Below are 12,571 nucleotides of genomic sequence, written 5' to 3'. Positions count from 1 at the left end.
GTCGTGGGCTCCGGTTCTCAGTACGCGAAGGACAGCGGACGGTCGGTCGACTCGTCGTCCGGGTCCGGTCGGTTGGCGGGGTTGTCGGGGCTCGGGTCCTTCTCGCTCGCGGCGACCCCCTCGATCGCGTACCGGTGCATGAGGCGGAACCAGACGACCGCGAGCACGCCGTACAGGGCGGTGAACGCGAGCAGCGAGGTGAGGATCGTGCCCGGGCCGGTGACGGTCGAGACGCCGCGCGCGGTCAGCAGCCAGACGCCGTCGACGCCCGACGGGTTGGGGTTGGGCGCGACGACCCACGGCTGGCGGCCCATCTCGGTGAAGATCCACCCGAACGCGGACGCGAGGAACGGCGTCGCGAGCGCGGCGACGGCGAGCCGAGAGACCCACACGCTCCCGCTCACACGGCCCTTGCGGGTGACCCACAGCGCGACGAGCGCGAGCGCGGCGGACCCGACGCCGAAGCCGATCATGAGGCGGAACGACCAGTAGGTCACCGCGAGGTTGGGCTGGTACGAGATCGGCTGGCCGTCCTCGTCCGTGAAGCCGAACTTCTCCTCGTACTGCGCCTGGAGGTCCTCGACCCCCGGCAGGGGCTCGGTGAAGGAGCCCGACGCGAGGAACGACGTCATGCCCGGGATCTCGATGAGGTGCTGCACGCCCTCGCACGAGTCGGACAGGTCGCCGATCGCGAGGATCGAGAACGGCGCGCCGCCCTCGGTCGTCTCGCACAGCGCCTCGGCGGCGGACATCTTCATCGGCTGCTGGTCGAACATGAGCTTGGCCTGCGTGTCTCCGCTGACGGCGACGACGAGCCCTGCGACGAGCATCGTGACCACGCCGAGGAGGACGGCCGGGCGGTAGACGTCGCGCGCCTCGTCGGCGCGGTCCGCCCGGACCAGCTTGACCATCCACCACGCGGCGATGCCCGCGACGAACGTGCCGGCGGTGAGGAACGCGGCGCTGATCGTGTGCGGGAACGCGGCGAGCAGCGTGTTGTTGGTGAGGATCGCGCCGATGTCGGTCATCTCCGCGCGGCCCGTCTCGGGGTTGTACGTCGACCCGACGGGGTGCTGCATCCACGAGTTCGCCGCGAGGATGAAGTACGCGGACAGGTTGGTCGCGATCGCGACGGCCCAGATGCACGCGAGGTGGATCTTCTTCGGCAGCTTGTCCCACCCGAAGATCCACAGGCCCAGGAACGTCGACTCGACGAAGAACGCGGCGAGCGCCTCCATCGCGAGCGGCGCACCGAACACGTCGCCGACGAAGCGCGAGTACTCCGACCACGCCATGCCGAACTGGAACTCCTGCACGATGCCCGTGGCGACACCGATCGCGAAGTTGATCAGCAGGAGCTTGCCGAAGAACTTGGTGAGCCGCAGCCACCGCTCGTTCCCGGTCCGGACCCACGCCGTCTGCATGATCGCGACCAGCGGTGCGAGGCCGATCGTCAGCGGGACGAAGATGAAGTGGTAGACGGTCGTGATGCCGAACTGCCAGCGGGCGAGATCGAGGGCGTCCACGTGGGTTCTCCGTGCTCTGCGGACCGGACAGGCGGGCAGGTCGCACGAAGGACGCCTCGGCGGGTGCCCGGCCAGTGGACCTGGGGGAACGCTAAGAAGCACCCCCAGTCTGCTCCTGGGACCAAGGTCCCGTGTAGTGACGGGGCGTCGTGAAACCCCGTGCCGGGGTGTTCGGAGTCACTCGACCGCCGCCGCGCCGACGGGCGTGCCGCGCCCGCGGGAGGCCCCTGTGCGATACTGACGACGGTTCCGGCCGCGCCCACACCGTGGACGGACCCTTGAGCTCGCAGCACCAGCGCGCATCGCGCGCCAGTCCGCCGCTCGGCCGTGCCGCTCCATCCGGGAGCGCGCCGCCGGTGCAGGCGACGGCGCCGGCCCAGGTGCAGCAGCCACGACCGACGACTTCCGTCGCCACGCCGAGGGCGTGCGTGACGACCGACCGACCGAGAACCGCGCGTGTGGGGCGGGGCTCTGCGGTACCCAGGAGCACCACGCGTGACCCCCGAGAACACTCCCGAGAACGCAGACGCCACGACGACGTCCGGGGGTGAGGCCGCGCCGAAGACGCGGCGCCGCCGGGCGACGCGCACGACGGCCGCCGCCCCTGTCGTCGAGCCGACGACCGACACCCCCGCCGGTGACGGTGCGGCCGCCCCCGAGCCCCTGGCCGAGCCGGCCGGGACCACCGCCGCCGAGGTCGCCGAGGTCGCGTCCGCGGCCGACGCGCCCGCGACCAAGCCGCGTCGCTCCCGCCGGGTGACCCGCACGGTCACGCCCGCCACCGAGCCCGCCCCCGACGTGGCCGCCGCCGTCGAGCCCGCCGCGGCTGCCGAGCAGGCCGCCGCCGAGCCCGCCGCGGCTGCCGAGCAGGCCGCCGCCGAGCCCGTCGCCACCAGCGATGCCGACGCCACCTCCGCGCCCGCCGCGGAGCAGGCCGCGGTCGAGCCCGCCGCCGAGCCGAAGAAGCCTGCCCGCCGCCGCCGCTCCGCCGCGCGCCCGGCTGCCGCACCCGAGCCGCCCGCCGAGGTCGCGCCGCCCGTCGCCGACGAGGCGACGGACGCCGAGGACGAGACCGCCGAGGACACCGACGCCGCGACCGCCGAGGCGGGCGAGACCGCGCAGGACGCCGCCGCCGCGCCGGCGCTCGACGTCCTCGCCGCGCTCGCCGACGTCCGTGCGACCGAGCCCCAGACGCCGACGAGCCCCCGGCTCGCGACGACCGCGCTGCTGTTCCAGGCGCCGGACCCTGCCGCCGCGCGTCCGCGTCGGCGCCGCGCGCAGGCCAGCGCCGGCTCCCCGGAGGAGATCTCCGAGGCCGCGCGACGCGCCGAGCGTGAGGCTGCGGAGGCGGCCGAGGCCGCAGCGGCCGCCGACGCGTCGCCGGAGGGCGTGGACGCCGAGACCGTGGACGTCGAGGCGGTGACGACCGAGGCTGCGGAGACCGAGCGCGCCGAGCGTCCGTCCCGCCGCCGGGGCCGCCGCGGCCGTGGTGCCGCGCCGGCGTCCGTCGAGGAGATCGAGGTCGTCGAGGAGGACGCCGACGCCGTCGCGCCGTCCGACGCCGGCGACGTCGAGGACCACGCGGACGACGAGGGAACCGACGAGGCGACCGACGAGCAGGGCGACGAGCAGGGCGAGGGTGCCGGTCAGCGCCGTCGCCGTCGCCGCGGTGGTCGCGGGCGCCGCAACCGTGGCGACGCGGGCGAGCAGGACCAGGACGCCCCGGCCGACGCGGACGCCGAGGACGAGGACGCCGAGCCGCAGGACGCGGACGCCGACGCGGACGAGACGGACACCGAGGGCGACCAGGGCGGGTCGAGCCGTCGCCGTCGCCGTCGTCGTCGGGGCGGCCGCGGCGACGCGGGCGAGCCCGAGCGTCCGTCGCGCCGCACCGCGAGCGACGAGGTCACCGCGCTGCGCGGGTCGACCCGTCTCGAGGCGAAGCGTCAGCGTCGTCGTGAGGGCCGGGACGCGGGCCGCCGCCGCCAGATCATCACCGAGGCCGAGTTCCTGGCCCGTCGCGAGTCGGTCGAGCGGACCATGGTCGTGCGCGAGCGTGCGAACCGCACGCAGATCGCGGTGCTCGAGGACGGTGTCCTCGTCGAGCACTACGTGTCGAACCAGGCGCAGACGTCGATGGTCGGCAACGTCTACCTCGGCCGCGTGCAGAACGTGCTGCCGAGCATGGAGGCCGCGTTCGTCGACGTCGGCAAGGGCCGCAACGCCGTGCTGTACGCGGGCGAGGTCAACTGGGACGCCGCGGGCCTCGAGGGGCAGCCGCGCCGCATCGAGCAGGCGCTGAAGTCCGGCGACTCGGTGCTCGTGCAGGTCACCAAGGACCCGATCGGCCACAAGGGCGCGCGTCTGACGTCGCAGGTCACGCTCGCGGGGCGCTACCTCGTGTTCGTCCCCGGCGGCGGCATGACCGGCATCAGCCGCAAGCTGCCCGACACCGAGCGCAACCGCCTCAAGAAGATCCTGCGCGAGGTCGTCCCCGACTCGGCGGGCGTCATCGTGCGCACCGCGGCCGAGGGTGCCTCGGAGGAGGAGCTGCGCGCCGACGTCGCCCGCCTGCAGGGGCAGTGGGAGGCCATCGAGAAGAAGGCGAAGACCGCGTCGGCCCCCGCGCTGCTCCAGGGCGAGCCCGACATGGCGATCCGCGTGGTCCGCGACATCTTCAACGACGACTTCTCCGCGCTGGTCGTCCAGGGTGACGACGCCTGGTCGACGATCTCGTCGTACATCGACGAGCTCGCGCCCGACCTCGCGCAGAAGGTCTCCAAGTGGACCGGCACGCAGGACGTCTTCACCGTGCACCGGGTCGACGAGCAGCTCGCGAAGGGCATGGACCGCAAGGTCTGGCTGCCGTCGGGCGGCTCGCTCGTCATCGACCGCACCGAGGCGATGACCGTCGTCGACGTCAACACCGGCAAGTTCACCGGCTCGGGCGGCACGCTCGAGGAGACGGTGACGCGCAACAACCTCGAGGCCGCGGAGGAGATCGTCCGCCAGCTCCGGCTGCGCGACATCGGCGGCATCATCGTCATCGACTTCATCGACATGGTCCTGGAGTCGAACCGTGACCTCGTGCTGCGCCGGCTCGTCGAGTGCCTGGGCCGTGACCGCACGAAGCACCAGGTCGCCGAGGTCACGTCGCTGGGCCTCGTCCAGATGACCCGCAAGCGCGTCGGCCAGGGCCTGGTCGAGGCGTTCTCCGAGACGTGCGAGCACTGCCACGGGCGCGGCTTCATCGTCCACGAGGAGCCCGTCGAGAAGAACGGCCGCCCCGACGCGGGCGCCCAGCAGGCCGCCGCGCCTGCCGAGGCCGGCGAGTCGAAGCGGTCGCGCCGCAAGCGCGGTGCCAAGGAGCCCGCTCCCGCGACGCCGCACCCCGGCGTGCCGGTGCTGCCCGAGGCGCGGGAGGCCGTGAAGGCGACGCTCGCGACGATCGCGGCCGCCGCCGCGCACGCGCACGAGCACGAGCACCACCACGAGACCGAGCCTCACGCCGAGGCGCTGCACACCGACGCGGACGCGCCGGTGCGCGACGACGAGGCGGCCGGTGACGGCGTCGCGGTGGTCGTCGACGAGACGGTCGAGGTGCGCGAGAGCGTGGTCGTCGTCGAGGACGCCGTCGAGGAGCTCGCCGCGGCGGAGGCCGCGCCGGGCGCGACGAGCGCCCCGGCCGAGCAGCCGGTGCTCGACGTCCTCGCTGCGCTGGCCGCGAGCGGTGTCGCCCCGGCGGGTGCTCCGGGCCCTGCGCCCCAGGCCGACGAGCCGGGAGCGCCGGAGGCCGAGGCCGCCGACGAGCCGCTCGAGCTCACGCCCGTGTCCCCGGACCTCTTCGAGGACGCCGCGGACGACGACGAGCCCGCCGAGGCCACGCAGGACTGATCGCGGGTCCTGACGACCGGCTCCGTGCACGCCGACGCCCGCACCGGCTCACCGGTGCGGGCGTCGTCGCGTCGCTGCGGGTGCGAGCCGTGGAGTGCGGCGCCGCATACGGAATGCCCGTCAGGCGGCGCAGGCGCGCGGCCGCGGGTGGTCAGCGCCGCGCGCGGTCGTCGCGTGCGTCGTCGTCCTGCCGGCCGCGGCCGGCGCGCTCGCGCAGCTCGCGACCGCGGCGGACGTCCTCGGCGGCCTTCGCCGCCTTCTTGTCGCTCGCCTTCGTGTCGCGCGCGGGGAGCTGGATCGTCTCCTCGGCCTCGATGCCGCCCTGCAGCTCGCGGCCGCGCTCGAGCTCGGCGTCGAGCTCGGCACCGAACAGCAGCGCGAGGTTGCTGATCCACAGCCACAGCAGGAACACCACGACGCCCGCGAGCGACCCGTACGTCGCGTCGTAGGAGGAGAACGTCGTGACGTAGAAGCCGAACGCCACGGACGCGACCACCCAGACGATGAGCGCGACGGTCGCGCCGACGCTGATCCAGCGGAACTTCGGCTGCCGCACGTTGGGCGTGCCGTGGTAGAGCAGCGCGATCGCGACGACGACCAGCGCGACGACCACGGGCCACTTGAGCACGTTCCAGACGGTCACGGCCGTGTCGCTGAGCCCGACCGCGTCACCGATGGTCCGCGCGACCGGTCCGGACAGCACCATCGCCGCGACGATCAGCACCGCGATCACGACGAGCACGAGCGTGATGAGGAGGATCACGGGGCGCAGCTTCCAGATCGGCCGCCCCTCCTCCACCTCGTACACGCGGTTCATGCCGCGCCCGAACGCCGCGACGTACCCCGACGCGGACCACAGCGCGAGCAGCACGCCGAGGATCAGCGCGAGCCCCGCCTTGGTGTTGGACGTCGCGGCCTCGACGATCGGCTGCACCGTCTCGGCGGCCTGGTCGGGCGCGCCGAGGTCGGCGACGAGGTCCATGACGCGGTTGAGCGTCTGCTCGGGGTCGCCCACGAGCCCGAGCACGGACACGACGGCCAGCAGCGCGGGCGCGATCGCGAGGACCGCGTAGTAGGTGAGCGCCGCGGCCTGGTCGGTGCACTCGTCGGCCAGGAACTCGCGGAACGTCTTGCGCGCGACGTACTTCCACGACGGCTTGGCGAGCTCGCCGGGGGAGTCGGGCTTGCGCGGGTCGTCGGGGTCAGGTGCGGTCTCGCTGGTGCTGCGGCTGCGGGACGGGTCCGGGGACACGACGCCTCCTCGGGGGGACGCGGCGGCTGCGGGACGCCTCTTGCCCGACTGGTCCGACCTGGCGAGGCTAGGTCGGACGACCAGCGGCCGCATCTGCTGCCGGCGCCGGACCGGCTCCGAGGGGGAGCAGCGGGGCCGGTGGGTGGCGACGACGACCAGCGGCCCGGGGTGCCGTCGGCACGGCGCCTCGTGAGAGGGTGGAGGTCGCTGCCGCCGCCGACGAGATGTGACCAGCGTCGCCCCCGGGTGCGGTTTGACCCTGGCTCACGCGGTCCGTACCCTAGAACGTCGGCGCGTCGTGTGCGCGCTGGTCATGTGTGCCGCCGCAACGGCGTCGACGCGACTCCCCTCGGACCGGGCTCCCGGACGCTGCGGGACGTGCGCGGGCGCAGGCAGGCACCGGCAGACTTTTGACCGAGCAGTTCGACGAGCAGAGATGAGCAGCAACGTGGTGTACGCGATCGTGAAGGCTGGCGGCCGCCAGGAGAAGGTCGCGGTGGGCGACGTCGTCGTCGTCGACCGCCTCGCCGCGCAGGCCGGCTCCACCGTCGAGCTGACGGCGCTGCTCCTCGTGGACGGTGAGAAGGTCACCACCGACGCCGCGGCCCTGGCCAAGGTGAAGGTGACGGCGGAGGTCGTGCGGGACGAGAAGGGTCCCAAGATCGACATCCTCAAGTACAAGAACAAGACCGGTTACCGCAAGCGCCAGGGTCACCGCCAGCAGCTGACCCGCATCAAGGTCACCGGCATCAAGTGAGCTTCCCCGCGGCGCTCTGACGCCGCGGCCCCCGACTTACGCAGCAGCTAGAGAGCAGGTTCGTCATGGCACACAAGAAGGGCGCGAGCTCCTCGCGCAACGGTCGCGACTCCAACGCGCAGCGCCTCGGCGTCAAGCGCTTCGGCGGTCAGGTCGTCAAGGCCGGCGAGATCATCGTCCGCCAGCGCGGCACGCACTTCCACCCCGGCAACAACGTGGGCCGTGGCGGCGACGACACGCTCTTCGCGCTGGCCGCGGGTGCGGTCACGTTCGGCACGCGTCGTGGCCGCAAGGTCATCGACATCGTCGCGGTCGAGGCCTGAGCCAGACTGACGAGCAGTCGACGAAGGGGCGCACCGGTGCGGTGCGCCCCTTCGTCGTGTGACGATCACGAGAGCGCTCCGGTGAAGGCCGGGGCCGGACAGGAGGACAGCCGTGGCGACGTTCGTCGACCGGGTCGTGCTGCACGCGACCGGCGGTGACGGTGGGCACGGGTGTGCGTCCATCCACCGTGAGAAGTTCAAGCCGCTCGCCGGCCCCGACGGGGGCAACGGCGGCAACGGCGGCTCGGTGATCCTGGAGGTCGACCCCCAGGTCACGACGCTGCTCGAGTTCCACCACCTGCCGCACCGGCACGCCCCCTCCGGCACGCAGGGCATGGGCGACCACCGGTCCGGCTCGACCGGGCAGGACCTGGTGCTCGGCGTGCCCGACGGCACCGTCGTCAAGGGCACCGACGGCGAGGTGCTCGCGGACCTCGTCGGCGTCGGCGCCCGCTTCGTCGTCGCGGCGGGCGGTCGCGGCGGGCTGGGCAACGCCGCCCTCGCCTCGCAGCGGCGCAAGGCGCCGGGCTTCGCGCTGCTCGGCGAGCCCGGCGACGCCCTCGACGTCGTCCTCGAGCTCAAGACGATCGCCGACGTCGCGCTCGTGGGGTACCCGTCGGCGGGCAAGTCGAGCCTGGTCGCGGCGATCTCCGCCGCGCGGCCCAAGATCGCCGACTACCCGTTCACCACGCTCGTGCCGAACCTCGGCGTCGTGCAGGCCGGGTCGTCGCGGTACACCGTGGCCGACGTCCCCGGACTCATCCCGGGCGCGTCGCAGGGGCGCGGCCTCGGGCTGGAGTTCCTCCGGCACATCGAGCGCTGCGCCGTGATCGTGCACGTCCTCGACTGCGCCACGCTCGAGCCCGACCGCGACCCGATCTCCGACCTCGACGTCATCGAGTCCGAGCTCGCGGCCTACGCCGGCGACCTCGGGATCGAGGGCGGACGTGTCCCGCTCGCCGAGCGCCCGCGGGTCGTCGTGCTCAACAAGATCGACGTGCCCGAGGCCCGCGACCTCGCCGACATGGTCAAGCCCGAGCTCGAGGCGCGCGGCCTGCCCGTGTTCGAGATCTCGACGGCCAGCCACGAGGGCCTGCGCGCGCTCACGTTCGCGCTCGCCGAGCGCGTGGAGCGGGCCCGTCGCGAGGCTCCGGTGCCCGAGGCCACGCGCGTGGTGCTGCGGCCCAAGGCCGTCGACGACTCCGGGTTCACCGTCACGCGACGCGAGGGCGGCGGCGCCGTCTGGTTCGCGGTGCGCGGCGAGAAGCCCGAGCGCTGGGTCCGGCAGACCGACTTCTCCAACGACGAGGCCGTCGGCTACCTCGCCGACCGGCTCGCGCGGCTCGGCGTCGAGGACGCGCTGTACTCGGCCGGCGCGGTCGCCGGGGACGAGGTGCGGATCGGCCCGGACACCAATGCGGTCGTCTTCGACTGGGAGCCCACGCTCATGACGGGTGCCGAGCTGCTCGGTGGGCCGCGCGGCTCCGACGTGCGGCTCGAGGACCGGTCGCGCCCGACCCGTGGTGAGAAGCGGCAGGAGTACCGCGAGCGCATGGACGCCAAGACCGCGGCCCGCGACGAGCTGTGGTCGGAGCGCGAGCACGGCGTCTGGACGGACCCGGACGCGGACTGACAGTCGGACCGGACCGGCCGCGGTACGGACGGTTCGGGTCGGGCACGCTCGGGACAGGGCCTCGACGTGTCCGCCCGCCGGCGCAGCGCCCTCGCGCCGGGGTCGTCGTGCGTCCGGCGCGCGGATGCGTCCGCGGTGATGCGGCGTCGCCGGGGCAGAATGCCGACGTGAGCGCCGCACCCCTGCACGACCGCCAGCAGCTGCCCGCCGCCGGGCGGGTGGTCGTCAAGGTGGGGTCGTCGTCGCTCACGAGCCCGGACGGGCGCCTCGACCCCGAGCGGCTGCGCGCGCTCGTCGACGTGCTGGCCGAGCGGCGGAACGCGGGCGGGCAGGTGGTGCTCGTGTCGTCGGGGGCCATCGCGGCGGCCATCGGGCCGCTGGGGTTGTCGGCGCGTCCCCGGGACCTCGCGACGCAGCAGGCCGCCGCGTCCGTCGGGCAGGGGCTGCTCGTCGCGCACTACACGAAGGCGTTCGCGGACCACGGGCTGCGCGTCGGCCAGGTGCTGCTGACCGCGGAGGACACGGTGCGGCGCGGGCACTACCGCAACGCGCACCGGTCGCTGACGCGGCTCCTCGACCTCGGCGTGGTGCCGATCATCAACGAGAACGACGCGGTCGCCACGGACGAGATCCGGTTCGGCGACAACGACCGGCTCGCGGCGCTCGTGTCGCACCTGGTGCACGCGGACGCGCTCGTGCTGCTCACCGACGTCGACGCGCTGTACACGGGACCGCCGTCGCGGCCGGGGTCGCGACGCCTCACGCACGTCGCCGGACCGCGCGACCTCGACGGGGTCGACGTGTCGTCGCGGGGGAGCGCCGTCGGGACGGGCGGCATGGTCACCAAGCTCGAGTCGGTCGCGATCGCGACGCAGTCGGGCATCCCGGTGGTGCTGACGTCCGCGGGTCAGGCGCGTGCCGCGCTCGCGGGCGACGACGTCGGGACGTGGTTCGCGGCGACCGGCCGGCGGTCGTCGATCCGGCTGCTGTGGCTCGCGCACGCGGCACGGACGCGCGGGCGGCTCGTGCTCGACGAGGGGGCCGTGCGGGCGGTCGTCGAGCGGCGGACCTCGCTGCTGCCGGCGGGCGTCACGGGTGTCGAGGGGACGTTCGACGCGGGCGACCCCGTCGAGATCGTCGGGCCCGACGGGGCCGTCGTCGCGCGCGGGCTCGTCGCGTACGCGTCGGACGAGGTGCCCGACCTGCTGGGTCGCACGACGTCGGACCTGCGGGACGACCTGGGTCCGGGCTACGACCGCGAGCTCGTGCACCGCGACGACCTGGTCCTGGTCAGGCGTCGGCGGGTGCCGGCCGAGCGCTGACGCCGCCTCCCACGGCAGCACCGCGTCACGGCAGCACCGCAGCAGTGCAGCACCGCAGCAGGGCAGCACCGCGTCACGGCAGCACCGCGTCACGGCAGCACCGCGGCGCCGCCGCACGGCAGCGCAGCACCTCCGCGCGACGCGAAGGGCGGGAGCGCCGTCGTGCCGCTCCCGCCCTTCGCGCCGTCTGATGCTCGGTCAGTCGAGCCAGGCGGTCGTGAGCTGGTCGAGCCGGGAGTCGGCGCCGAGCTCGACGCCGTGCACCTCGGGCGACAGGCCGAGGTACGTCGTCAGCTCGTGCACGGGCAGCACCCAGTGCTGCGACACGAGCCGCTCCTGCGCCTCCGCGAGCACCGCGTCGCGGGCCGTCGGGTCGCTGGTCGCGAGCTGCTCCTGGAGCAGGGCCTCGAGCTCGGCGTCGTCGATCCGGTAGTAGTTCGTCGCCGCGGTCGAGTACTGCGTGCGCAGCACGTCGCCGTCGGCGCGGGACAGGTTGCCCCACACGAGGTCGAACTCGCCGGACTTGAGCTTCGCCTGGAAGTCCGGGACGGCGCCCGACCAGAGCGTGACGTCGATGCCGATCGCCTTGAGCTCGGCCTGGAGCAGCTCGACGGACGTCTGGTTCGGCGAGAAGTTCGTGATCCAGACGAGCGTCGGGGCGAGGCGCACGCCGTCCTTCGCGTAGATGCCGTCGGCACCCTTCTCCCAGCCGGCGTCCTCGAGCACCTCGGCGGCCTTCGCGGGGTCGGACTCGAGGTGCTCGCTCACGTCGGCGACGCCCGGCGTGGTGCTCGCGAGGACGCTCGTGGCAACCGCGAAACCGTCGGTGAGGGCGGTGTCGCGGACCTCGGTCGGGTCGATCGCGAGGCCGATCGCCTCACGGACCACCGGGTCGCTGCCCAGCGGGGACGCGCCGTTGAACGTGAGGCCGAACGTGATGCCGGGGTTGGCGCGGTGGACCAGCGGGAAGCCGGACTGCTCGAGCGTGGCGATGTCGGTCGGCTGGACGCCGCCGATGACCTGGACCTGCCCCGACGTGAGCGAGCCCGTGCGGACGCTCGCCTCGGGTGCGACCTGGAACGTCACCGAGTCGACGTGCGGCGCACCGGCGTCGGTGCGCGCCTCGGGCGCCCACGCGTAGTCGTCGCGGGCCTCGAGGACCGTCTCGGTGTCCTTCGTGTAGTGGTCGAGCACGAACGGTCCGGTGCCGACGACGGCCGAGCCGTCCGCGCGGTCGTCGAACGGCACGGCGATCGTCGACGCGGCCACGATGCCGAGGGCAACCGTGCTCACGGCCTGCGGGAACGCGGCGTTGGGCGTGCCGAACGTGACCGTCACGGTGTGCTCGTCGACGACGGTCGTGCCGGTGTAGCCGACGAACGAGGGTGCCGCGCTGCTCTTCGCGCCCGCGGCGACGACGTCGTCGAACGTCGCCTTGACGGACTCGGCGGTGAGCGGCGTGCCGTCCGAGAAGGTCACGTCGTCGCGGAGCGTGAAGGTGTGCTCCGTGGCGTCGTCGTTCGAGGTCCACCCCGTCGCGAGCCACGGCTCGAGCGAGCCGTCCGCCGGGTCCTGCCACAGGAGGGAGTCGACGAGCTGGCGCGTCACGTAGAGCGTGTCGTTGCCCGAGCCGGTGCCGGACGGGTTGAGCGAGATCGGGTCGTTGCCGATCGCGAACACGAGGTCGCCGCCGTCGACGGGACCGCTCGACCCGGATGCGGACGGCTCAGTGCCCTCGGGGGAGCCGGAGCTGCACGCGGCCAGCGCGAGGCCGAGCGCGAGGGCGGAGGCTGCGACGCGCAGGACGTGCGTGCGAGCAGGGGACGGGGACTGCGACATGGGGTCTCTCCAGGATGGGGCGGGG

The 12,571-nt window shown here is 73.8% G+C and carries 8 protein-coding genes; 5 read left to right on the top strand and 3 right to left on the bottom strand.

Annotation, left to right across the window (positions count from 1 at the left end):
• Positions 1–17: 17 nt before the first annotated feature.
• Positions 18–1,526, bottom strand: a complete 1,509-nt coding sequence (locus GXP71_RS09325) for a cytochrome ubiquinol oxidase subunit I (protein ID WP_162352430.1) — start codon at positions 1,524–1,526, stop codon at positions 18–20.
• Between the two features lie 495 nt (positions 1,527–2,021).
• Between GXP71_RS09325 and GXP71_RS09320 the strand changes: the two genes are divergently transcribed.
• Positions 2,022–5,420 (top strand): Rne/Rng family ribonuclease, encoded by a 3,399-nt coding sequence (locus tag GXP71_RS09320; protein ID WP_162352429.1) that lies wholly within the window; start codon positions 2,022–2,024, stop codon positions 5,418–5,420.
• 151 nt (positions 5,421–5,571) lie between these two features.
• Here the strand turns inward: GXP71_RS09320 and GXP71_RS09315 are convergent, their stop codons facing one another.
• Positions 5,572–6,672, bottom strand: coding sequence for a YihY/virulence factor BrkB family protein (locus GXP71_RS09315; RefSeq protein ID WP_162352428.1), 1,101 nt, complete (start codon positions 6,670–6,672; stop codon positions 5,572–5,574).
• 448 nt (positions 6,673–7,120) lie between these two features.
• Between GXP71_RS09315 and rplU the strand changes: the two genes are divergently transcribed.
• From rplU to proB, 4 genes are all read left to right on the top strand, one after another.
• Positions 7,121–7,429, top strand: a complete 309-nt coding sequence (gene rplU / locus GXP71_RS09310) for a 50S ribosomal protein L21 (protein ID WP_200829687.1) — start codon at positions 7,121–7,123, stop codon at positions 7,427–7,429.
• Positions 7,430–7,494: 65 nt separating this feature from the next.
• On the top strand, positions 7,495–7,752 hold the full coding sequence (gene rpmA, locus GXP71_RS09305; protein ID WP_124342626.1) for a 50S ribosomal protein L27: 258 nt from the start codon (positions 7,495–7,497) through the stop codon (positions 7,750–7,752).
• Between the two features lie 112 nt (positions 7,753–7,864).
• Positions 7,865–9,385 (top strand): GTPase ObgE, encoded by a 1,521-nt coding sequence (gene obgE / locus GXP71_RS09300; RefSeq protein ID WP_162352427.1) that lies wholly within the window; start codon positions 7,865–7,867, stop codon positions 9,383–9,385.
• 167 nt (positions 9,386–9,552) lie between these two features.
• Complete coding sequence (gene proB, locus GXP71_RS09295) at positions 9,553–10,707, top strand: glutamate 5-kinase (protein ID WP_162352426.1); 1,155 nt, start codon at positions 9,553–9,555, stop codon at positions 10,705–10,707.
• Positions 10,708–10,905: 198 nt separating this feature from the next.
• On the opposite strand, the gene GXP71_RS09290 is transcribed toward proB, so the two are convergent.
• Positions 10,906–12,546, bottom strand: coding sequence for an ABC transporter substrate-binding protein (locus GXP71_RS09290; RefSeq protein WP_162352425.1), 1,641 nt, complete (start codon positions 12,544–12,546; stop codon positions 10,906–10,908).
• Positions 12,547–12,571 lie beyond the last annotated feature (25 nt).

It is taken from the genome of Cellulomonas sp. H30R-01, assembly GCF_010119915.1.
Classification (GTDB): Bacteria; Actinomycetota; Actinomycetes; order Actinomycetales; family Cellulomonadaceae; genus Cellulomonas; species Cellulomonas algicola.
The sequence above is the reverse complement of the archived record's forward strand: the minus strand, read 5'-3'. Positions and strand labels throughout refer to the sequence as shown.